At 34.5% G+C, this 21539-nt stretch carries 24 protein-coding genes and 1 pseudogene; 18 read left to right on the forward strand and 7 right to left on the reverse strand.

Annotated features, from left to right (window positions below; all coding sequences use genetic code 11):
• The first annotated feature begins 90 nt into the window (after positions 1-90).
• The 4 genes from ORL93_RS16820 (at position 91) to ORL93_RS16835 (ending at position 3732) form a co-directional block, all read left to right on the forward strand.
• Positions 91-1032, forward strand: a complete 942-nt coding sequence (locus ORL93_RS16820) for a magnesium transporter CorA family protein (RefSeq protein WP_003197123.1) — start codon at positions 91-93, stop codon at positions 1030-1032.
• A 200-nt stretch (positions 1033-1232) separates the two neighbouring features.
• Complete coding sequence (locus tag ORL93_RS16825; protein WP_003197125.1) at positions 1233-2129, forward strand: permease; 897 nt, start codon at positions 1233-1235, stop codon at positions 2127-2129.
• Between the two features lie 3 nt (positions 2130-2132).
• Complete coding sequence (locus ORL93_RS16830; protein ID WP_003206931.1) at positions 2133-3002, forward strand: TIGR03943 family putative permease subunit; 870 nt, start codon at positions 2133-2135, stop codon at positions 3000-3002.
• Between the two features lie 223 nt (positions 3003-3225).
• Positions 3226-3732 carry an acyl-CoA thioesterase gene (locus ORL93_RS16835; RefSeq protein ID WP_018781325.1) on the forward strand — a complete coding sequence of 169 codons (507 nt, stop codon included), beginning with the start codon at positions 3226-3228 and terminating at the stop codon, positions 3730-3732.
• A gap of 87 nt (positions 3733-3819) precedes the next feature.
• Here ORL93_RS16835 and ORL93_RS16840 read toward each other — a convergent pair whose 3' ends face one another.
• The gene (locus tag ORL93_RS16840) at positions 3820-3906 is read right to left on the reverse strand and encodes a YjcZ family sporulation protein (RefSeq protein ID WP_000505094.1); all 87 of its coding nucleotides are present in this window, start codon (positions 3904-3906) and stop codon (positions 3820-3822) included.
• A gap of 160 nt (positions 3907-4066) precedes the next feature.
• Here ORL93_RS16840 and cls point away from each other — a divergent pair, with 160 nt between their 5' ends.
• Positions 4067-5251, forward strand: a complete 1185-nt coding sequence (gene cls / locus ORL93_RS16845; RefSeq protein ID WP_097795590.1) for a cardiolipin synthase — start codon at positions 4067-4069, stop codon at positions 5249-5251.
• A 32-nt stretch (positions 5252-5283) separates the two neighbouring features.
• The gene (locus tag ORL93_RS16850) at positions 5284-5742 is read left to right on the forward strand and encodes a spore coat protein (RefSeq protein WP_018765476.1); all 459 of its coding nucleotides are present in this window, start codon (positions 5284-5286) and stop codon (positions 5740-5742) included.
• Between the two features lie 49 nt (positions 5743-5791).
• On the opposite strand, the gene ORL93_RS16855 is transcribed toward ORL93_RS16850, so the two are convergent.
• Entirely contained in the window at positions 5792-6577 is a 786-nt protein-coding gene (locus ORL93_RS16855; protein ID WP_265959281.1) for an SDR family oxidoreductase, read from the reverse strand.
• A 187-nt stretch (positions 6578-6764) separates the two neighbouring features.
• On the opposite strand from ORL93_RS16855, the gene ORL93_RS16860 reads away from it, so the two are divergent.
• Positions 6765-6944, forward strand: coding sequence for a hypothetical protein (locus ORL93_RS16860; RefSeq protein ID WP_016114600.1), 180 nt, complete (start codon positions 6765-6767; stop codon positions 6942-6944).
• 106 nt (positions 6945-7050) lie between these two features.
• Positions 7051-7671 (forward strand): NAD(P)-dependent oxidoreductase, encoded by a 621-nt coding sequence (locus ORL93_RS16865; RefSeq protein WP_003197138.1) that lies wholly within the window; start codon positions 7051-7053, stop codon positions 7669-7671.
• A gap of 25 nt (positions 7672-7696) precedes the next feature.
• Here the strand turns inward: ORL93_RS16865 and ORL93_RS16870 are convergent, their stop codons facing one another.
• From ORL93_RS16870 to ORL93_RS16880, 3 genes are all read right to left on the reverse strand, one after another.
• Positions 7697-8179 (reverse strand): DUF456 domain-containing protein, encoded by a 483-nt coding sequence (locus ORL93_RS16870; RefSeq protein ID WP_265959282.1) that lies wholly within the window; start codon positions 8177-8179, stop codon positions 7697-7699.
• Between the two features lies 1 nt (position 8180).
• On the reverse strand, positions 8181-9488 hold the full coding sequence (locus ORL93_RS16875) for a hemolysin family protein (RefSeq protein ID WP_003197142.1): 1308 nt from the start codon (positions 9486-9488) through the stop codon (positions 8181-8183).
• 212 nt (positions 9489-9700) lie between these two features.
• Positions 9701-10588 carry a hypothetical protein gene (locus tag ORL93_RS16880; protein WP_097795593.1) on the reverse strand — a complete coding sequence of 296 codons (888 nt, stop codon included), beginning with the start codon at positions 10586-10588 and terminating at the stop codon, positions 9701-9703.
• Between the two features lie 348 nt (positions 10589-10936).
• Between ORL93_RS16880 and cbpA the strand changes: the two genes are divergently transcribed.
• The 4 genes from cbpA to ORL93_RS16900 all read left to right on the forward strand — a co-directional run bounded on the left by cbpA (position 10937) and on the right by ORL93_RS16900 (position 14316).
• Complete coding sequence (cbpA, locus tag ORL93_RS16885; protein ID WP_003197146.1) at positions 10937-11584, forward strand: cyclic di-AMP binding protein CbpA; 648 nt, start codon at positions 10937-10939, stop codon at positions 11582-11584.
• A gap of 463 nt (positions 11585-12047) precedes the next feature.
• Positions 12048-13385: a branched-chain amino acid transport system II carrier protein BrnQ4 gene (brnQ4, locus tag ORL93_RS16890; RefSeq protein WP_029427084.1), complete on the forward strand. Its 1338-nt coding sequence runs from the start codon at positions 12048-12050 to the stop codon at positions 13383-13385.
• A 67-nt stretch (positions 13386-13452) separates the two neighbouring features.
• The gene (gene csaA / locus ORL93_RS16895; RefSeq protein ID WP_003197150.1) at positions 13453-13782 is read left to right on the forward strand and encodes a chaperone CsaA; all 330 of its coding nucleotides are present in this window, start codon (positions 13453-13455) and stop codon (positions 13780-13782) included.
• Positions 13783-13800: 18 nt separating this feature from the next.
• Complete coding sequence (locus ORL93_RS16900; protein ID WP_018781321.1) at positions 13801-14316, forward strand: DUF1572 domain-containing protein; 516 nt, start codon at positions 13801-13803, stop codon at positions 14314-14316.
• On the opposite strand, the pseudogene ORL93_RS16905 reads toward ORL93_RS16900, so the two are convergent.
• Positions 14307-14602 (reverse strand): annotated as a pseudogene (locus ORL93_RS16905) (permease). The gene ORL93_RS16900 and the pseudogene ORL93_RS16905 overlap by 10 nt on opposite strands.
• 271 nt (positions 14603-14873) lie before the next feature.
• Between ORL93_RS16905 and iscB the strand changes: the two are divergent.
• Entirely contained in the window at positions 14874-16121 is a 1248-nt protein-coding gene (gene iscB / locus ORL93_RS16910; RefSeq protein WP_016114605.1) for an RNA-guided endonuclease IscB, read from the forward strand.
• A gap of 101 nt (positions 16122-16222) precedes the next feature.
• Here the strand turns inward: iscB and ORL93_RS16915 are convergent, their stop codons facing one another.
• Positions 16223-16516, reverse strand: a complete 294-nt coding sequence (locus ORL93_RS16915) for a hypothetical protein (RefSeq protein ID WP_016114606.1) — start codon at positions 16514-16516, stop codon at positions 16223-16225.
• An 89-nt stretch (positions 16517-16605) separates the two neighbouring features.
• On the opposite strand from ORL93_RS16915, the gene spoIIP reads away from it, so the two are divergent.
• The 5 genes from spoIIP to ORL93_RS16940 all read left to right on the forward strand — a co-directional run bounded on the left by spoIIP (position 16606) and on the right by ORL93_RS16940 (position 21497).
• The gene (gene spoIIP / locus ORL93_RS16920) at positions 16606-17760 is read left to right on the forward strand and encodes a stage II sporulation protein P (protein WP_265959283.1); all 1155 of its coding nucleotides are present in this window, start codon (positions 16606-16608) and stop codon (positions 17758-17760) included.
• Positions 17761-18072: 312 nt separating this feature from the next.
• Complete coding sequence (locus ORL93_RS16925) at positions 18073-18570, forward strand: GNAT family N-acetyltransferase (RefSeq protein ID WP_016114607.1); 498 nt, start codon at positions 18073-18075, stop codon at positions 18568-18570.
• 11 nt (positions 18571-18581) lie between these two features.
• Entirely contained in the window at positions 18582-19322 is a 741-nt protein-coding gene (locus ORL93_RS16930) for a M15 family metallopeptidase (RefSeq protein ID WP_006094622.1), read from the forward strand.
• 23 nt (positions 19323-19345) lie between these two features.
• Positions 19346-19792 (forward strand): NUDIX hydrolase, encoded by a 447-nt coding sequence (locus ORL93_RS16935; protein WP_003197163.1) that lies wholly within the window; start codon positions 19346-19348, stop codon positions 19790-19792.
• A gap of 229 nt (positions 19793-20021) precedes the next feature.
• Positions 20022-21497, forward strand: coding sequence for an amidase family protein (locus tag ORL93_RS16940; protein ID WP_097795594.1), 1476 nt, complete (start codon positions 20022-20024; stop codon positions 21495-21497).
• Positions 21498-21539: the final 42 nt, after the last annotated feature.

Here is a 21539-nt window from a genome sequence, read left to right on the forward strand (position 1 = left end):
ACGTTTGTTTCATATGCTGAAAATAGCGGTTCAAAAACTGTTGTTTAAGTGAGGTAGATTCCCACATGTAAAAAGAATCGGGGTGATAGTATGTTAAATATTTATTTAACAGACCGAAACGGAAAACTACAAGAAATAGAGGAAATTCAAAAAGGTTGTTGGATTAATGTACTCCATCCAACAGAGGAAGAAATTCAATTTCTAGTGCAAACATTGAATGTAGAATTGGATTTTATTAAAGACCCTTTGGATGATGAAGAACGATCTCGGATTGAAAAAGAAGATGACAATGCATTAATTATCGTTGATATTCCAACAGTAAGGCATGATGAAGAAGGAAATTCAATATACGACACGATTCCAATTGGTATGATTGTAATGCCGGAATGTTTCGTTACAATCTGTTTAGAAGAAAATCCGATTTTCGAGCGATTTATTAATCAGCGTATTAAAGAATTTTATACTTTTAAAAAGACTCGTTTTGCATTGCAGCTCTTATATACGATTTCTACTTATTATTTACGATACTTAAAACAAATTAACCGAAAAACAATCGACCTAGAGCACGAGTTAAATAAGTCGATGAAAAATAAAGAAATCTTTACATTATTAGGTCTTGAAAAGAGTTTAGTGTATTTTACAACATCTTTAAAAGCAAACAAAATTGTTATTCAAAAGTTAATGCGCAATAATACGTTTATTAAAATGTATGAAGATGATCAAGATTTACTAGAAGATGTATTAATTGAAAATAAACAGGCCATTGAAATGGCTGAAATATATAGTAATATTTTAAGTGGTATGATGAATACGTTTAGTTCGGTTATTTCTAATAATTTAAACAGTGTTATGAAGTTTTTAACTTCTATGACAATCATATTATCAGTGCCAACAATGGTTTCCAGTTTTTTTGGAATGAATGTTCCAGTTCCTTTAAGTGAAAATCCGCATGGTTTTTTAATGGCTATGATTATATCCGCAATATTATCTTGCGTAATGGCCTTTATTTTTTGGAAGAAACGTTATTTTTAAATCATATGAAAGCTGTTCTAGCATAGTTACCAAACTGCGCTAGAGCAGCTTTTTTGTCGTAATAAAACGTTTCTTATATACAATATGTGTATTGATGAAAAACTTATTTCCATGATTTGTAGATTTGAAAAGGGCTTGTTCAAATAATAAATTGAGGTTAAAATTACATATTGTTAATGAAAAGATGGAGGAAATACATCATGGAATTGTTTCAGTTACCGAAGGCATTCCTGCAAATGAATACGATTTTTATCTCAATTTTAATTGAAGCACTACCATTTGTGCTAATTGGTGTATTTATTTCAGGATTCATTCAAATGTTTGTGACAGAAGATATGGTGGCAAAATGGATGCCCAAAAATCGATTTCTGTCTGTATTATTAGCTACTTTTCTTGGCATGATGTTTCCAGGGTGTGAATGTGGAATCGTTCCAATTGTAAGACGTTTAATTGGGAAAGGTGTTCCGCCGTATGCTGGAATTGCATTTATGTTAACGGGGCCAATTATTAATCCGGTTGTATTATTTGCAACATATGTTGCGTTTGGAAGTAGTATGCATATGGTGTGGTATCGTTCCATTGTAGCCATTATTGTAGCTATTATCGTTGGACTTATATTATCGTTTATGTTTAAAGATCATCAACTACGTGATGAACATTTCCCAGAGGTGGATCATAAGCGTCCTTTGCGTAAAAAGATGTGGGACGTATGTACACATGCGGTTGAAGAGTTTTTCTCAATGGGGAAATACTTAGTAATGGGAGCATTAATTGCTGCTGCAGTTCAAACATTTGTACAAACTTCAACACTACTTTCTATAGGGCAAGGACCGTTCTCTTCATCAGCTGTTATGATGGGACTTGCGTATATTTTATCACTATGTTCAGAAGCGGATGCTTTTATTGCATCTTCGTTCCAAAGTACATTTTCAACAGCATCACTTGTCGCGTTCCTCGTTTATGGACCGATGGTGGATATTAAAAATATGTTTATGATGCTTGCGACATTTAAAACAAAATTTGTAATTGTTGTGATAGCTACAGTTACACTTGTGGTTTATGCAAGCTCACTACTCATTTATGCGATGGGGTGGTAGGTTATGTTTCGAGCATATATTTTACTCGGATTTACAATCTTAATTGCGCAGCTTCATATTTCAGGTAATATAACAAAGTATATAAATATGAAGTACGCATATTTATCAAAAACAGCTGCAATTATTTTAGGGTTTTTAACACTTATTCAAATCATTGTTGTTTTCCAAAAGGAACACAAAAAGGAAAAAGATCAGCACAGTTGTGGTTGTGATCATAGTCATTGTGGACATGATCATTCAAAAGATGAAAACACATGGTGGAAACGAACTTTTGCGTATACATTATTTTGTTTCCCTATTATTTCAGGACTATTCTTTCCAATTGCGACGTTAGATTCAGATATTGTTAAAGCGAAAGGATTTCATTTCCCTGTTGCGCAAGCAGAGAGTACAGATCCATTTATTACAAGGCAGTTTTTAAGACCCGATACGAGTATTTACTATGGAAAAGAAGGGTATCGTGGTGTGATGGAAAAAGGAAAAAAAGAATACGTCACTAAAGATAATATTGCCTTGAAGGATGAAGACTTCTTAAAAGGTATGGAAACAATTTATAATTATCCTGGTGAATTTACAGGTAAGACACTTTCGTTTAAAGGATTTGTTTTCCGCGATGATTCTTCAAAGAAAGAACAATATTTCTTATTCCGCTTTGGTATTATTCATTGTGTAGCCGATTCAGGTGTATACGGGATGTTAGTGAAAAAGCCAGATGGAGTAGAGTGGAAGAATGATGATTGGATTGAAGTGGAAGGTGAAATTTCAACTGAATTTTATCAACCATTCCATGCAAATATTCCTGTTTTGGAAGTAACAAAATGGAATAAAGTTGAACAGCCGAAAGAACAATATGTATTTAGAGGAGCCGATTGATTATAATCGGTTCTTTTTTATAGACATAAATTTATGAAAATTGCTAATATATAGTTCACCTAGTGTAATTTTTATATACAAGATGAACAAAAAAGCATAGGGTAGTTCCAATGTTTTCATATTAATTAATATATAGGATGCATGGGACTAGGAGAATTTAGGGAGTATTTATTTCGTTTTCATGTTATGAAAGGTTTATGAATGAATTAAAGAGGTGAAGGAAATGGAAGAAACAAATGGGAAAACAGTTAATGAATCAAGAGTTTTTAAAACAAGTCGTGTCTTTCCAACAGATTTAAATGATCATAACACATTATTTGGAGGTAAAATATTAGCTGAAATGGATATGATTGCATCTATCTCAGCAACGAGACATTCACGAATGGAATGTGTAACGGCATCAATGGACTGGGTAGATTTTTTACATCCAGTTCGTTCAACTGATTGTGTGAGCTATGAATCGTTTGTCATTTGGACAGGGAGAACGTCGATGGAAGTGTTTGTAAAGGTAGTAGCGGAAGATTTAATTTCTGGTGAAAAACGAATTGCAGCAACATCTTTTGTTACATTTGTAGCACTTGGGAAAGAAAATAATCCAGTTCCTGTTCCGCATGTAATTCCCGAAACAGAGGGAGAAAAAAAACTACATGAAATTGCTGTTTTACGTGCGCAACAACGTCATATTCGAAAAGCAGAAAGTAAGAAAATTGCAACGTTATTAACTTTATAAGTAATTTGAAATGAAAAGCGGACACCTAAATTTAGGTGTCCGCTTTTATAGTTTTTTCATCTGCATATCGCTCTTTCGGGTGACTAACTAGCAAAAGCAAGCAGCACCGACGATAATTAAGAGGATAAATAGTACGACAAGTAACGCGAATCCATTTCCATGTGCGAAGCCCATTGTTATTTCCTCCTTTTATTTTAAGATACAACATACAATATGCAAATTCACTCTTGTTTGACAGGGACATATATCACGAAAATATAGATTTTTCTTGTATGTTAACGTGAAAAAAAGGAAAGATATAGGAATAACTGTTTTTGAAGAAAGGGTTTTATCCATGAAAAAATGTGTATCCATTTTGTTATGGATCATAGGGATATTCATATGGATGAACATCGATTTAGAGATGGGGAAGAAAATGACTAGTGGGCTTGAAATATCACAAATTCGATACGGGGATTTCCAATTATATACAAATGGAACGGATTTGTATCAAAATTTGTTTGATGATATAAATCGTTCAGAAAAGTATGTCTATATTCATTTTTATATTGTTGGTAAAGATGAAGTGAGTCGTAATTTTTTACAATTATTAGAGAAGAAAGCATCGAGCGGTGTGGATGTGAAATTATCAGTAGACCGTATAGGTGGCTATAAAATGAAGAAACAAGTGATTCAGCAGTTAAAAGAAAAGGGTGTTAAGTTTACTTTTAGTAAAAAGCCTAAATTAAAGAATTTGTTTTATTCATTGCATCAACGTAACCACCGGCGTATTGCGGTGATAGATGGAAAGATATCTTACATTGGTGGTTTTAACATTGGAAAGGAGTATCTCGGTAAGGATCCTAAATTTGGGAAATGGCGTGATTATCAGTTGCGTATTGAAGGAGATGGAGCGACTGATATGGAACAGAAATTTGCAGAAGATTGGTATGCGGATACTGGTGAAAAACTTTCTTTGTACAAAGGACCATCTCAGCAAGGAAATGCAAAGTATCAATATGTATTTTCAGATGGGAAAGGGTTATGGCAGGAATACGGTGCATTATTAAAAGGGGTTAAAAAATCATTAATCATTGCAACGCCGTATTTTGTACCAAGTAAGGAAATGATGGATGGTTTACAAGAAGCATTGCGGCGTGGTGTGACGGTAAAGATTCTTGTTCCTTTTAAAAGTGACGCTCTGTTACTAAAACAAGCTGCTTATCCGCATTTAAAAAAGATGCTGGATGCCGGTGCGGAAGTCTATCAATACCGGAATGGTTTTTTTCATGGAAAGGTGACAATAATTGATGATATAAGTGTTGATGTAGGAACAGCTAATTTTGATAATCGTAGTTTTTACATAAATACAGAGTCGGACTGTTTTATATATGATAAAGCAGTTGTAGCTGAGGTATGGAAACGACTACAAGAGGATTTTCATGATTCTAAACGCTTAACTGATAAAGATTTTGACAAAATAAATAGCTGGGATTGGTTTCTAGCAAAGGTAGCAAATGTTCTGGCATCCTATTTATAGGCATATATTTAGAGGGAAGGGGGAGCTATGATATGAGATGTATGGAAGAGTTAATGAAGTGTAGTTATGAAATGATTCATATGATTGGTGAGTATATGAATAGGGTGGAAGGTGAAGAGTTAAAGGATATATTAAAACAACATTTGCCCTATATTTTGCAAGCTTACAATGAACAAGTGAACTTTCAAGAAGGTGAAAATATACAGCATATGATTTGTGAACAACTGAAGTCCCCCCTTATACAAAATGATATACCGATGAAGAATACAAGTCAGGGTGACATTGAACTTGCTATTTCCTATATTTCGAATTTAAAAAGATTAGCACTCAGATTCGCCCAAGTTGCTGTAGAAGTTGCAAATCCGGAATTTCGATCATTTTTGGAAAACTGCTTTGTTAAAATGAATCGTTATGCATATAGTGTATGGCAATATGTTGTGAAAAAAGAATATACAATAGAGAATATATATGAAGACGAAAGATTTGCATAGAATAAAAAAACAAGACGGCATATGAGCTGTCTTGTTTTTTTGAAAAGAATTATAAGCTTTTTACCATTCCACCATCAACAAGGAATGATTGCCCAGTCATATAAGTATTTGCATCGGATGCAAGGAATGTAGCAAATTTAGCGAATTCACTAGGACGACCATATCTTCCCAGTGGGATAATTGCTTCATATTGTTTTTGAACGTCTTCTACTGCAATTCCGCGCTTTTCGGCAGCTGTTTCATCGAGAGAAGCGATGCGGTCCGTAGCAATACGTCCAGGAGCAATCGTATTAATTAAAATGTTATATGGAGCAAGCTCAGATGCTAACGTTTTTGCTAAGCCTGTAATGCCGACGCGGAATGTATTCGATAATAGTAATCCGGGAATGGGCCCTTTAATAGAAGACGAAGCAATGTTAATAATTTTGCCGCCTTGCTCTTTCATATATGGAAGTACTTCACGAATCATACGAACGTAACTTAATAAATTGAGCTCAAATGAATTGTACCAATCTTCGTCTGTTAATTGTTCAAATGTACCAGGCTTAGGGCCGCCGGCATTGTTTACTAAAATATCAATTGTGCCAAAGGTTTGTACAGTATATTCTACCGCTTGTTTCATGTTTTCTTTGTTTGTAACATCACAAACTGTATACATGGCAGTGCCTTTATTAAGAGCGATCAATTCTTTTTGTAAAGATGCTAGCTTTTCTTCATTACGACTAAGTAGCATAACATTTGTTCCTTCTTTTACAAGTTCCGTAGCAATCGCTTTTCCTAAACCTTGACTAGAAGCAACAACTAGAGCAGTTTTTCCAGCTAATCCAAGTTCCATATATATCAACCTTTCTTTGTTATATTATTTTTATTATAAGTGAAAAAGATCCAAAATAAAAAACAAACGCCTCTCTTATCAGAAAATTTACAGAAATTTACCGTATCTTTACTCTTTTCTCATATTATCTTTAAAAAAGAGAAGTAATATGAGATTGTACATATTCTATTAAAAGGGGGATAAGCAAATGAATAAATGGGTTAAATCTTTAACTGCTATGGCACTTGCGAGCTCTTTATTTATGGTAGGTTGTAGTAAAGGTGAGGACAAAAAGAAGGATGAGGACAAAACATCACAGCAAGATGAAAAGAAAGATCAAGAAACGAGCAAGGATAGTAATTCTTCAGATTCAAAGGAAAAAAAATAATATTTTGAATGGTAGGGCTTTCTCACGTGTTGGGGAAGCTTTTTTAGTTGCATATTTATCGTTTTTGAGAAAGAATAGAGAAAAATAGTAAGTAAGGAGTACGAAGATGAAAATATGTATATTTGGTGCAACTGGAAGAGTTGGGTCACAGTTAATGAAACTAGCATTACAAGATTCACATGATATCACAGTATTAGTTCGTGATCAAAATAAGCTTATGATGAGACATGATAAGCTACATATCGTAGAAGGGGATGTATTACAGGGAAATGATGTGAAGAAAGCTTTAAAGGACGCTGAGCTCGTTTTAAGCGCTCTTGGAACAGATGGAAATAGAACATTATCGAATAGTATACCTAGCATTATAAAACATATGGGGAAAGAGGGAGTAAAAAGGATTATTACGATAGGAACAGCAGGCATTTTACAGGCGCGGACAAATCAGAAGATATATCGATTTCAATCGGAAGAATCAAAAAGAAAAACCACAACGGCTGCAGAAGATCATTTAGCTGCTTATGTAGCTTTAAAAAATAGTGGGCTATGCTGGACAATTGTTTGTCCTACACATTTAATTGATGGTGAAGAAACGGGTATATACCGGACGGAGACGGATATGTTACCACTGGATGGATCAAAAATTACGGTAGGAGATACAGCTCGTTTTACGTGGTCTCTAATAAATGAAAAAGTATATGAAAATAGCCGTGTAGGCATTGCTTATTAAAAAAACCATCCCTGAAAAGGGATGGTTAAAAAAGAATGTAACATACAAAAATGATAATCATAATAATTTGTAAAATTGCTTTTGCTACTGTACTGCTTAAGAAGCCGACGACTGTAGCAATTCCGACCATAAACGCTTCTTGTGGTGTCTTTTTATGCATTATTTCTGTCGCGAAAACAGACAGAAATGGAATGATAATGAGACCAAATGGTGGGAAGAAAAAGGAGCCGATAATAATAGAAACCATTCCCACACGTTCACCCCATTTGGTACTTCCATATTTCTTTAAGAAGTATCCATTTGCGATAAAATCAGCAACGAAAATAATGATGGTAAAAATGATTTGAAGGATCCAAAAACTTATTGTTAGCTCTCCACCATTTATGCCAAAATGATAAATGAGATATCCAGCCCACAGTGCAAGTATGCCAGGGATAATCGGATAGATAAACGCAATAAACGATACGATAAAACAAGCAATTATACAAAGTGTTAATAAAACGGTCACTTTATATCTCCTTTTTACTATCTAGTTTATGTACAGCAACTTTCTTAATTTGATGCCCATCAAGTTCTAATGCTTTGAATTGGAAACCAGCATATTCAATTGAATAGCCAACTTCAATATTTAAATCAATTGCCTGAGATAGAAGCCAGCCCCCAATGGTATCTAAATCACTATCATCGATATGTAGACCAAATATATCATTTACTTCTGAAATGAGTACTTTTCCATCCAGTACAGTGAGTTTTGGTGTGCGTTTTTCAATCATTGGCGATTCATCTGCATCAAATTCATCTTGAATTTCACCAATAATTTCTTCAATAATATCTTCCATTGTTAATAGGCCAGCTGTCCCGCCGTATTCATCCATTACAATTGCCATTTGCACACGATTCTTTTGAAGATGAATTAATGTTTTACGGATTGGTACTGTTTCAAATACAGTTAAGACCGGATGTATATACGCTTCTAAAGGTTTTTGAATCCCCTTCGTTTGGTCGTGAAAAATTTCTTTTGTATTTAGCATCCCGATAATATCATCTTTATCTTTTTCAATAATCGGATAACGTGTATATTTTTCAGATGCCACGATATCCATATTTTCTTCTAATGTATTTTCGGTAGATAAACAAACCATTTCTGTGCGAGGTACCATAATTTCTTTGGCAACACGATCATCAAATTCGAAAATATTGTTTACATATTTGTATTCAGTTTGATTAATTTCACCACTTTTAAAGCTTTCACCTAAAATAAGTCGTAATTCTTCTTCTGAGTGAGCAAGTTCATTTTCTTTTGCTGGTTCTAAGCCGAATAGTTTTGTAAAGAATACGGCTGTACTATTAAGTGACCAAATGAAAGGATACATGATTTTATCAAACCAAATGAGTGGTTTGGCAAATTTTAATGTAATAGCCTCCGCTTTTTGAATTGCAAAAGATTTTGGAACAAGTTCCCCCAATACAACATGGAAAAAAGTGATGACACTAAATGCAATGATAAACGATAGCGTATTAGCCATTGCTCCAGTAATATTTATTTTTTCAAATAGTGGTCGTAGTAAGTGTTCAACAGTTGGTTCACCAAGCCAACCAAGGCCTAAAGACGTGATAGTAATACCAAGCTGACAGGCTGATAAGTATACATCTAAGTTAGAAACAACGCTTCTGGCAGCTAATGCTTGCTTATTTCCTTCATTTGCAAGCTGATCAATTCTACTTTTTCGTACTTTTACAACCGCAAATTCAGATGCGACGAAAAAGCCAGAAATGAGAATAAGTACAAAAATGAGAAAAATATTTAATATGTCCAAGTGTGTTCTCTACTCCGAAGTTGGAATAAAGATGTCACCTCCTGCAAGTATGTTATACTTTTATAATAAATCGAAATGAAAATAATAGTCAAAGGAAATGAGTAAATATTGGAATGTTTTTCTAACCATACATGAATTTGTTGGTATTTTACCCTGAATGAAAGGGGAATAACCCTCCATTTTTAAAAGGAGGGAGATAGCATGAAGCTTAATTACTTTGTCAGTGTTTTTGTGATATTGTAAGTTTGATGTTTAGACTGGTTTGTTGTCCACACGGATTGAAGAAAGGAAAGAATGATGTATGGAATATAAATGAGTAGCAGTCCAATTGTGACAACGGTCGGGGAACTTCCTCCAAATTGAATAATAAATTGTAGTAATCCTTTCGTATGAAAAATACATTCCATATAAAAAAATGACAGAATGATGGAGCTTAAAATAGATTTATGATTTGAAACAATTGCCATAAATAACGTATTAATGAGAAAAGATGAATCACGTAAATCATGTTCTGCAGTTTTATTTAAAAATGGAATCCATTTTTTAATTGCCTGTATAACAATAATCATTGATGTACTACTTATGATGATGAGAGAGGAAAGGAATGGAATTGTTATGTACTTTGCGATGTATAAAGAAATTAAAACAATAGAACATTGTAATAAAGCAGTACTGAATGAGTATGGAATCCAGCGCAATATTGAAGTGTATTTTTTTAGTTGTTTTGGTGCCTTTAAGAATAAACGTCCCATTGTTAAGCTAATTGAAAAACCAATTGCGAGTGTGAATGTAAAACGCACGATTGATAAAAAGTATACTTCCCACATATAAGGGAATAGAAGTGTAGATTGTCCTGGAGCATGTAAAGTTGTGGTTGAATTTATAATAGGTTGTGATGAAAAAAGAATGGATTCATGCATCCAATCAATCATAGGGATGAAAATGGATGGAAAATGAGCGAGATTATGAAAAATCCCAAGTAAACCTTTCAAATAAGAAGACTCATGAGTTAATAATAAGGCGGGAATGGGGCTTATGATAAGAATAATAAGGAATCCTACAAAAAAGCGATATGTGTAAGAACGAAATAATGAAGACATAAAGGTTCACCTACTCTTTGAAAATTCAGAAAATTCTTATTCTTATTTTAGCGCTTTTTTGCTAAAGTTACAATATCTTTTTCTTTACATATGGGTATAGGCTAGGATTATAAGTAATTCTCTTTATTTTCAGCTATAGTCAGTAACTAGCTTAAGTATGATAAGTTGCTTATATTATTTGTTGTACAGAATGATAATCTACTAAATTTCTCAAAAATGAATCATTCATGAACAAATAATGACAATAATATGAAAAGATTTCAGAAAAATAAAATAAATTATTTATTTTTTTCTGAAAATATAATATAGTTATGGCACAGAAAGTATTTTAACATAAGGAGGCTTTTTATGAGGATTAAAGGAAATTATGTGCCAAAAAGAGAAGTTTTATATTGCTCCATTTCATTTACAATAGGTGAAGCATTGGATCATTTAAATAAAACAGGTTATCGTTGTGTGCCAGTTTTAGATGAAAAGAAAGAGAAATTTTTAGGGAATGTATATAAAGTAGATATTTTAGAATATAAAGGTTCATTAGAAGATGATTTATCAGAATTATTAAATGATAAAGAGGGCTATGTGAGAGAAGACTCTTCTTTCTTTAAAGTGTTCTTTACAATTAAGAAGCTACCATATTTGTCCGTTATCGATGAGAAAGGGACATTTCTTGGAATCTTAACTCATAAAAAGGTATTTGAGTTATTAGAGGATGCATGGGGTGTTCATTCTAGCAGGTATTCTGTTATGGTGGGAACCCAAGATTATAATGGAGCGATTCAAAAACTATCTACAGTTTTGAAAAAATATAGTGGCATTCAAAGTTTAATGACATTTGATAATGATGCGTTATTAGTACGCAGAATTATGTTTACACTAGGCGAAGAATTTAAACCAGAAGAATTAGATTCATTGCTTAAGGATTTAGAAGACCATGGATTTCGCGTTGTATATGTAGAAGAAATGAATAATCCACGTGAAGTGGAGACAATAGAATAGAAGATACAAAGCCATCTGTATAATTTAGATGGCTTTTCGTTATACATAAAAAAGGAAATAGTAATGTTATTTTGAGATAACAAAATGAATCGTTGCATATTTGTTTCTAAAATATTTTCCTAAAAGAATAATAGACGAGGAAGGAGAACTTATTATTTTGTTTTTCGAAAAATTCTATATAAAAAATATGTTTTTATTTTTCAACTAAATATGTTACTATATGTGTGACAAAAGCAAAGAAGTCTGACAAGTTTACTCCATGGTTTAACACTCTAATGATTTAAATATTCAAAAAAATCAAAATTTATAAATTAGAGTAATAAAAAGGGGAAGTGGAGAAATTATGGAGAAAGGCATTGCCTTTTAAGGGGCGATATATTAATCAACATGAGCAGAGAGGAGGATGCATAGCATATTGTGAAAAAAGATAAAAACAATAGGGAACATGCTATGCAAGAAAAAGATGAAGGGACGATTAAGGCCAGGAGATACGATAGCAATTGGTTTGATGTTGTTTGCATTATTTTTAGGAGCAGGAAATTTAATTTTCCCACCAGTATTAGGTCAACAAGCAGGAGAAAATGTTTGGATTGCCACAATTGGATTCCTTGTGACAGGAGTCGGACTTCCTCTATTAGCTGTAACCGCTGTAGCTTTTGTAGAGGGAGACTTGAAAGCGTTATCCTCTAGAGTACATCCTATATTTGCGTTTATTTTCCCACTGATTAGTTATTTAGCGATTGGACCATTCTTTGCAATCCCGCGTACAGGGGCAGTTTCATTTGAAATGGGAATGAAGCCGTTTCTATCAGAAGCGTTTGTGTCAGAGTGGTATATGCTGTTTCTATACACAGTAGTTTTCTTTGGGGTTACTTGGTATTTATCATTAAATCCATCAAAACTAATTGATTGGTTTGGAAAGTTCCTTACCCCATTATTAGTATTAATTGTTGCTGTAATTGTTGGAAAAGCGATTATTGATCCAATTGGGGCGCCTGCTGCACCATTAGATGCATACAAAGAAAATGCATTTTTTGGCGGATTTATTCAAGGATATTTAACGATGGATGCTATTAGTGCACTTGTATTTGGGATCGTTGTTGTACAAGTTATTCGTTCAAAAGGGATAAAAGAGAGTGGACAAATTGCAAAAATAACAATTATATCAGGAATTATTGCTGTGGTAGGCTTAACATTAATTTATTTATCACTTGCTTATCTTGGTTCGACAAGTACATCACTTGGCGTTTCTGATAATGGAGGTCTTATTTTAACGAAAGTTGTAAATGAGCTATATGGAACAAGTGGAAAAGTATTGTTAGGCCTTGTTATTACACTTGCATGTTTAACAACTTCAGTTGGACTTACATCGGCGTGTGCGGGATTCTTTACAAACTTATTCCCAAGATTATCGCATAAAATGATTGTCACATTGGTATGTGCGTTTAGTTTATTTGTATCAAACTTAGGGTTAACACAGCTTATTGCTGTAACATTGCCTGTGTTACTGATTATTTATCCTGTTGCGATTGTACTAATTGTTCTGTCTTATTTCCATAAATGGATTGGGCAACGAAATACAATATATATCGGTGCAATTTTAGGGGCACTAGTTATTAGTCTATTTAACGGTTTAGAAAGTGCAAATATTAAGTTTGATGCTATAACAAATGTGTTGCAAATGCTTCCTTTATATAAGGAAGGAATTGGATGGTTATTGCCATCATGTGTTGGTGGAGTTATCGGTTACTTCCTATATAGACCAAATGAATCAAGGGAGTTACAAAAGAAAGGTGCTTAGGCATCTTTCTTTTTTTAGAGGGAATTTGCATGTTTTGTCTAAATGATAGTTTGGGAGGGAGAATAAAATGGCTAATTTTGAAGACTTTTTACAGTTAGATTTACGTATTGGAACGATAAAAAAAGCAGAAGAGTTTAAAGAAGCGCGTGTACCTGCAATTAAGCTGGAAATTGACTTTGGTGAACTTGGTATGAAGCAATCCAGTGCTCAAATTACAAAGCGGTATACACCAGAAGCGTTAATTGGAAAACAAGTTGTTGCCGTAGTGAATTTTCCACCAAAACGTGTTGCAGGCTTTAAATCAGAGGTGCTTGTGTTAGGAGGAGTCCCAGAACATGGTGATGTAATCTTATTGCAACCTGATATAGAAATTCCAAATGGAACGCCAATTAGTTAATATGGGAGAGGATTGGAAATGGAAGTTAGAAAAGCTTATTTAGAATGTGTTTTTTCAAACTTTAAGGCGATTCAAAAGCAAGGAGAACAATCGCTTTCACAGTTATCATATGAACAACTATGCTGGACACCTCATGAAGAAGCAAATAGTGTTGCGATTATAATTAAACATTTGCATGGGAATATGCGCTCAAGATGGACAGATTTCTTAACGACAGACGGTGAAAAGCTAGATCGGAATCGTGATGGTGAATTTGAAGGCGGTTATGCTTCAAAAGAAGAAGTGCTAGCAGCATGGGGGGAAGGATGGGGGTATGTTTTTCAAGCGCTGCAATCATTAACTCCGCAAGATCTTTTAAAGATAATTCATATTCGTGGTGAAGCGCATAGTGTTATGCAAGCAATTGAAAGGCAGATTGCTCATTATGCATCACATATTGGACAAATTATTTATGTTGGGAAATTGCTGAAAGAAAAAGATTGGGAGTGTTTAAGTATTCCTAAAGGACAGTCTAATCGCTATCTTCAAAAGTGACGTTCGATATAATAATAAGAAATGAAGCGATATAGAGCTGGTAGTAAAAAAAGATCCAAATAATTGAGGGTTCAGTTATGGTTAAAACACTCCCTATAGCGAGAGTATACCAAATGAAATATGCTCCAAATAACGTGTTAATAGGAATGAAACTAGAAAAGAAAAATTGTTGGCTAAAACAAGTATTGTGAAATAAGTAGATACGTATGTAAAATATTGTGGTGATAAGATCTTGTTTTCTGATAATTTTCTTCTGGCATTTATGACATATAAAAGGTGGTTTCATCTTTACACTCCATGTCAACTACCCACCACTTAAACGCTAGCGCGTTTTGAAGTGGGGGCTTGTAAAAGTTCTGGTTGTCTAGCCACGGTCCTTTGTGGACTCCGTTCGTAGGTTGCATACCCAAGAATGATTCCCTAGTTCTTGGCTCTATGGTGGCTCTGTAAAAGTTCTGGTTGGGAAGGAACGGTCAACCACAAGTCTTCTTGCACAAGAAGTTGCCAACACCTACAAACATTGGCGAAGGGAAACAAACTCTTAGGAGGGACAAATCATGCGTGTATTTGTCAAGAATTTAAGAGGAGAACCGCTCATGCCTTGCAGCAATCGCAAAGCTAGGCTTCTTCTCAAACAAGGAAAAGCCAAGATTATTGGGTATACTCCGTTTACAATTCAATTGCAGTATGCTACTGGTGAAACGGTGCAATCCGTTGCAATTGGTGTTGATAGCGGTTCGAAGTATGTAGGCATTGCGATCACCACAGAAGACAAAGTGCTAGCAAAGGGAACAATCGAGTTACGTCAAGACGTTAAAGAGAATCTTACACTGAGAGCTACATTACGCAGAAGTAGAAGACAACGAAAAACAAGATATCGAAAAGCACGTTTTCTCAATCGAAAAAAGAGAGAAGGCTGGTTGCCTCCATCGATTCAAAGTAGGATGCATAACCAAATTCATTGGATTGAAATATTCCGCTCGTTATTACCATCCCCAAAAGTAATTGTTGAAGTAGGAAAGTTTGATGCGCAAAAACTAAAAAACTCCGACATACAAGGAAAAGAATATCAACAAGGTGATGCCTTTGGCTTTTGGAATACAAGGTATTACGTGTTTACGAGAGATCATTATACTTGTCAAATTTGTAAGAAAAAAGGCGGTATTTTGCATACGCATCATATCATTGAACGATGTAGTGGCGGTTCAGATATGGCAGATAACCTTGTAACCGTACATGAAGAGTGCCATCAGAAATTTCACCAAGGAACTATCAAACACATTTTCAAGAAACCAAAACAATATAAAGAGACCGCTTTTATGAATATATTACGTCTGCAAATCATGAATCGTTTAGGTTGTGAGATTACGTATGGCAGCTACACCACACCGAAACGAAAAGAATTACGTTTATCGAAAACACATTATAATGATGCCATTGCGATTACAACCCCAACAAAACTACAAGAATATGAGCAAAGTGGTGAATTTCGCATCAAACAATTTAGAAAGAAAAAACGATCCCTTCATGAATCGACTGCAAGAAAAGGAAGAAAAACAAAAAATACAACTGCAAAACGAAACAATAAAAATACACCAAAGGTACATGGAATCTATTTGGGTGATAAAGTAAAAGTGTTTGGACAAGTAGGATTTGTGACAGGATTTACAGGGAAGATGATGTATGTACAAGATATAGATGGTCATTATCTACAAAATCCTTCTAAGTCTTACAAGCAAGTGAAGATATCGGATATAGAATGCATACACCATAATAACAATTGGTTGTTCTTACAAATCAGTTAGGCTGTGCCTAAACGAAATTCATCCCAACCTTATCGCTGGGCTATTGCCCGTCACGGGCTTGAAGATGGGGACTTCTTTCGGAAATACGTTAAAGGTAAGTATTAAGTTTTTCTTACATTTGTTACTAGTTTATAAATAAGGAGATATAAAGAATATACTCCTACATAAGCCCCGGTAAGGAGAAATAATGGATTCAATAAAATACTGTGAATGGTTGTCATAAATACTAAGCCGTGCAGTACAACATCATATATGTTAAAAGCAATTAGTATACCCAGTATATATAATGAAAGGTACGCGCAAATATCTAAGAAAGCACGGATTTTAGGGTGTGCTGCAAATAATAAAAAAACACATGATAAAACAATAGGAATTATACCTATAATTAGCTTCAATTCACTTCACCTCTATGACAATATAGCCGAAATTTAGGCGGTCTATTCTCTATAGCTTGTACATAAGTTGGAACAGAGAGGGTGATGTTATGAATCGAGGCTTTTTTTATGTAAAATTAACGAGTGTACGAAAGCTCATTTTATTTGTTGTCATTATGATGTTAGCAACTTTTTTTCTTATTAGTATGATGGTGACTTCATTAAAAGAAACAAAGTCAGCATATTTATATAATTGGTTGAATGAGTTGTCAATAAATGGTTATATGTATGTGATTGGAAAGGAAAATCACTATTTTACACAAGAATATCGGAATTTAAATCAAGATTTTTCGATTTCATCTTTTCTTTTTTCAACTGTAACGAATATTCGATTTGATGATGTACGTAGCTTTGTTGGAAAGGAGCTTCCGGGTTTTGGGAAATACGATACGGAAATCGTCATTGCTGGTGAAGGAACAGATTATTCTAACTTACCAATAGAATCGAGTGTTCCACTTGAGGAAGTAGTGAAAGAGCGGACTGGAGAAGCAGGACAAGTTCCGAAAACGGATACAAATAAAGACAAGAAACAACCATCTCAAACAACTGGGAAAAGACAAGTGGCCTTTATTTATCATACGCATAGCTGGGAGTCTTATTTACCGTTATTAAATTTGACAAATAATCCAAATCCAAATAAAGCGACAAGCTCTGTGACGAATATTTCTATTTTGGGAGACAGATTCCGTGAGCAATTAGAAAATGAAGGGATAGGGGCAGTTAATGATAAAACAGATGTTGGGGAGAGGTTGATTAGTAAGGGTTTAAATGATACAAGTTCTTATAAAATGTCTCGTGAAGTTGTACAGGAAGCAATGGCTAGTAACAGAGAATTGCAATACTTCTTTGATTTGCACCGAGATAGCGCTCGTAAAAATATCACAACAAAAGCGATTGGAGATAAATCATATGCGAAGCTTGCTTTTGTCATTGGAAAAGGAAATAAAAATTATGCAAAAAACTTACAATTAGCAACTGCGCTACATGAAGCGATTAATAAAAAATATCCTGGAGTAAGCCGCGGTGTTATTCAAAAGGGATTTCAAACAGGGAACGGTGTTTATAATCAGGACTTATCAGGACAAGCGATTTTAATTGAAGTGGGAGGTGTAGATAATACATCTGAAGAATTAAATCGTTCCATTGATGTATTGGCGAAAGCATTTAGTGAATATTTTTGGCAAGCAGAAAAGGTAAATGGATGAACGTAAGTGAGATACTTACGTTTTTTTGTGTGTTCAAAAAATAAAAAGATGGAAGCTAAGCTTTTATCTCGCTATCCGCGGGTAGTAAGCCCCAACTTTAAAATGTAGCAAATGTAAAAAATTTAAGTGAGGTAAGAAGAAAACTCCCACTGATTAAAGTTTCACTTTATTGTCACAATTTTTTCTTCATTATATTGATATCGAAAATTGTCTATTTCTCCTGGGGAAAATAGAAAGGAATTTCATAAAAAAATAGCGAAAATCTCTTTATAAAGAAAATTTTTATATTATAAACTTGGTAGGGTGATAGAAATGATTCGAGAAATTCGAGTAGAGGACGCAGCAGCATTTTTGCAATTAGGAAAACAATTGGATGAAGAAACTACTTTTATGCTATTAGAACCAGGTGAACGGAATACAACAGTAGAGCAGCAAACACAAATGATTCAACGTTTTGTAGAAGATTATAATTCTACTATATTTGTAGCAGTAGAAGGGGAGCAATTAGTTGGATTTATTTTAGCTAATGGTGGTAATGTGCAAAGAAACAAGCATGCAGCAGCAATTGTAATTGGAATCTTACAAGAATATGGCGGAAAAGGAATTGGGACGACATTGTTTAAAGAAGTAGAAAAGTGGGCAAGATTACATGATATATGGCGTTTGGAATTAACAGTAATGGCCCACAATACAAGAGCGCAGGCACTATATAAAAAAGCAGGATTTGAACAAGAAGGTGTCAAAAAAGATTCTCTTATTGTCGAGGGTGAGCGTGTCGATGAGTATTATATGGCCAAATTATTAAAATAAGAGGTCGTTGTATGAAAAAAAGATGGACACTACTGGGTGTCGTAGTAGTTGTAATTATTATTGGAGTGGCAAGCATTAATTATAAAATGTATAAAGATAAACAGGCACAAGAGGTGAATAGTAGCGTTGTATTTCCAAAAGCACAAGAAACTATTGCCAAAATGGAAGGAGATCTTGCGGTTGTCAATAATCCTGATTCCGTACTTGTACTTGTAAATAAAAGCAGACGGCTACCAGATCGTTATAAGCCACAAGATTTAGTTATTCCAAAAGTGCGTTATTCGAGTGAAGGTGATCAAGAGAAAAAGAAGATGAGGAAAGAAGCAGCGCAGGCACTTGAAAAAATGTTCGAGCAAGGAGATCAGGAGCGGATTTTTCTTTTTGCAGTTTCTGGATACCGGTCTTTTGATCGGCAAAAAGCATTAAATACAATGTATAAGATTCAAGATGGAGAAGCAAAAACAGCAATGTCTAGTGCTGTTCCAGGAACGAGTGAACATCAAACGGGACTCGCAATGGATATTACATCACAATCAGCTAAATTCCAATTAGAGTCTGTTTTTGGAGATACAAAAGAAGGGAAATGGCTATCTCAAAATGCGCATCGATTTGGTTTTGTCATTCGGTATACAAAAGAGAAGGAGTCCATTACGGGTTATCGGTATGAACCGTGGCACGTACGTTATGTAGGGAATCCACAAGCGACATATCTATATGAAAATCAACTCACCTTAGAGGAAGCGATGAAGTAATGAATTGAGGGGAGACGGATTAGATGACGATGTTATATAAGAAAAAAGTATATGCATACATTACAAGGGAGAAAGCAGGAGTTATGCAGTTGCTTGTTTTTACTCATCGTGATATACCAGAAGCAGGTATACAGGTCCCAGGTGGCACAGTTGACGAAGGAGAAAAATTAGAAGCAGCAGTACTGCGTGAAGTAATAGAAGAGTCTGGACTTCGTCATTTATGTATAGAACGTTTCATTGATGATTATATCATCTATATGAAAGAAAAACAGGAGTATCAAAAGCGTCACTTCTTTCACATTTCATTATTAACAGATGTAAAAGATATGTGGGAACATATAGTAAGTGCAGGAGAGGAAGATGAGGGCCTAACATTTTGTTATGAATGGGTTGATATAGCAAAGTGTCCTGTATTAGCAGGGAATCAAGGTGAATTTGTACATTTATTAGAGGACGTGTATGTGAAATAAAAGAGAGTTTGAAAATAGGAAGAGAATATATGTGATTGTTAACAACGTTTTAGATAGTTTTATTCGTCTAAGGCGTTTTTTATTTTGTTTGAAGGTTTTTATGTATGGTAGACGAAATGTTTAAACAGATGTGAATTTGTCGAAATGAGGAGACAAGGCAATGATTAAAGTTAATAAGTAATAAGATAAGATCTGAAACTAGGAAACAACTTGTAAGGGGAGAAATCAGATGGAGATTCAATTCAATAAACTACTAAGAAAAGAATTAACAATTCATGGTATACAAACAGCGATGGAAAATGGGGAACTTACTTCGAAAGAGTTAGTTATGTATTACCTTCATAGAATAGCGAAGTATGACCAAGACGGTCCGAAAATAAATTCTATTTTAGAAATAAATCCAGATGCAATTTTTATCGCAGAAGGATTAGATCATGAAAGAAAAATAAAGGGTGTCAGAGGTCCTTTGCACGGTATTCCTATTCTCTTAAAAGATAATATTGAAACAAATGATTCAATGCATACAAGTGCAGGAACAATTGCGCTTGAAAACTATAGGAGTAATCATGATGCATTTCTTGTTGAAAAGCTTCGTGAAGCAGGTGCAGTCATATTAGGTAAGACGAATATGACAGAATTAGCGAATGGAATGTCTTTTGAAATGTGGGCTGGATATAGTTCAAGAGGTGGACAAGTCATTAATCCATATGGATCAGGTGATGATGACCTTTTTGTTGGTGGTTCAAGTACAGGATCGGCCGTAGCGGTTGCTGCCAACTTAACCGTTTTATCTGTTGGAACAGAAACAGATGCCTCTATTTTAAGTCCAGCAGTTCAGAACTCTGTAGTTGGTATTAAGCCTACTGTTGGCTTAGTAAGTCGCAAGGGGATTATACCTTTTACATATTCGCAAGATACAGCGGGATCTTTTGCTAGAACAGTAACTGACGCGGCAATTTTATTGGGGGGTCTAACAGGAATAGACCAGCTTGATCCTGCAACTTATAAAAGTGAAGGAAGAGCTCAACAAGATTATATGGTTTATTTAGATTCTAATGGTTTAAGGAGTGCTAAAATTGGAGTATTTAACAAAGCCTCTGAAAGCTATTACGAATCTGGAGAGTATGATGAGGAACTATTTCAGAATGCTATACAAGTACTGCGTAATGAAGGAGCAACAGTATTAGAAGATATCGAAATTCCATCTTTTCATAGGGAGTGGAGTTGGAGAGTCTCATCGTATGAATTAAAACATAGTCTAGATAATTATCTTTCCAAGTTACCTTCCAATATTCCAGTCCATTCTATCTCTGAATTAATTGCATTTAATAAAAATATAGAAGAGAAAGCATTAAAATATGGACAAAGTAGGTTGGAGTTTGGAAAGGATTTTTCTAATACGTTAAGAAACCCTGAATACTTAAATGCAAAATTAGAAGATTTATATTTTTCCCAGGAACAAGGAATTGATTTTGCGTTAAAGAAATATGATCTTGATGCAATTCTCTTCCCTTCATATATAGGATCAACAATATGTGCCAAAGCTGGTTATCCTTCCATAGCAGTACCGGCTGGATATATGAAAAGCGGAAGACCGTTTGGAATCACTTTTGCAAGTACTGCTTTTAGCGAAGGGACTTTAATTAAGCTTGCATATGCATTTGAACAAGCTACAAAACATAGACGAATTCCAAATTTATCGTAAATAGAATGCAAAAAGGATAGGGTAACCTATCCTTTTTGCATT

The sequence above is a fragment of the Bacillus sp. DHT2 genome (assembly GCF_026241455.1).
GTDB lineage: Bacteria > Bacillota > Bacilli > Bacillales > Bacillaceae_G > Bacillus_A > Bacillus_A pseudomycoides.

What these genes read in the sequence shown, in the direction of transcription:
- ORL93_RS16820 (WP_003197123.1), top strand. Translation starts at nt 91, where the DNA reads ATGTTAAATATTTATTTAACAGACCGAAACGGAAAACTACAAGAAATA.
- ORL93_RS16825 (WP_003197125.1), top strand. Translation starts at nt 1,233, where the DNA reads ATGGAATTGTTTCAGTTACCGAAGGCATTCCTGCAAATGAATACGATT.
- ORL93_RS16830 (WP_003206931.1), top strand. Translation starts at nt 2,133, where the DNA reads ATGTTTCGAGCATATATTTTACTCGGATTTACAATCTTAATTGCGCAG.
- ORL93_RS16835 (WP_018781325.1), top strand. Translation starts at nt 3,226, where the DNA reads ATGGAAGAAACAAATGGGAAAACAGTTAATGAATCAAGAGTTTTTAAA.
- ORL93_RS16840 (WP_000505094.1), bottom strand. Translation starts at nt 3,906, where the DNA reads ATGGGCTTCGCACATGGAAATGGATTCGCGTTACTTGTCGTACTATTT.
- cls (WP_097795590.1), top strand. Translation starts at nt 4,067, where the DNA reads ATGAAAAAATGTGTATCCATTTTGTTATGGATCATAGGGATATTCATA.
- ORL93_RS16850 (WP_018765476.1), top strand. Translation starts at nt 5,284, where the DNA reads ATGAGATGTATGGAAGAGTTAATGAAGTGTAGTTATGAAATGATTCAT.
- ORL93_RS16855 (WP_265959281.1), bottom strand. Translation starts at nt 6,577, where the DNA reads ATGGAACTTGGATTAGCTGGAAAAACTGCTCTAGTTGTTGCTTCTAGT.
- ORL93_RS16860 (WP_016114600.1), top strand. Translation starts at nt 6,765, where the DNA reads ATGAATAAATGGGTTAAATCTTTAACTGCTATGGCACTTGCGAGCTCT.
- ORL93_RS16865 (WP_003197138.1), top strand. Translation starts at nt 7,051, where the DNA reads ATGAAAATATGTATATTTGGTGCAACTGGAAGAGTTGGGTCACAGTTA.
- ORL93_RS16880 (WP_097795593.1), bottom strand. Translation starts at nt 10,588, where the DNA reads ATGTCTTCATTATTTCGTTCTTACACATATCGCTTTTTTGTAGGATTC.
- cbpA (WP_003197146.1), top strand. Translation starts at nt 10,937, where the DNA reads ATGAGGATTAAAGGAAATTATGTGCCAAAAAGAGAAGTTTTATATTGC.
- brnQ4 (WP_029427084.1), top strand. Translation starts at nt 12,048, where the DNA reads ATGAAGGGACGATTAAGGCCAGGAGATACGATAGCAATTGGTTTGATG.
- csaA (WP_003197150.1), top strand. Translation starts at nt 13,453, where the DNA reads ATGGCTAATTTTGAAGACTTTTTACAGTTAGATTTACGTATTGGAACG.
- ORL93_RS16900 (WP_018781321.1), top strand. Translation starts at nt 13,801, where the DNA reads ATGGAAGTTAGAAAAGCTTATTTAGAATGTGTTTTTTCAAACTTTAAG.
- iscB (WP_016114605.1), top strand. Translation starts at nt 14,874, where the DNA reads ATGCGTGTATTTGTCAAGAATTTAAGAGGAGAACCGCTCATGCCTTGC.
- spoIIP (WP_265959283.1), top strand. Translation starts at nt 16,606, where the DNA reads ATGAATCGAGGCTTTTTTTATGTAAAATTAACGAGTGTACGAAAGCTC.
- ORL93_RS16925 (WP_016114607.1), top strand. Translation starts at nt 18,073, where the DNA reads ATGATTCGAGAAATTCGAGTAGAGGACGCAGCAGCATTTTTGCAATTA.
- ORL93_RS16930 (WP_006094622.1), top strand. Translation starts at nt 18,582, where the DNA reads ATGAAAAAAAGATGGACACTACTGGGTGTCGTAGTAGTTGTAATTATT.
- ORL93_RS16935 (WP_003197163.1), top strand. Translation starts at nt 19,346, where the DNA reads ATGACGATGTTATATAAGAAAAAAGTATATGCATACATTACAAGGGAG.
- ORL93_RS16940 (WP_097795594.1), top strand. Translation starts at nt 20,022, where the DNA reads ATGGAGATTCAATTCAATAAACTACTAAGAAAAGAATTAACAATTCAT.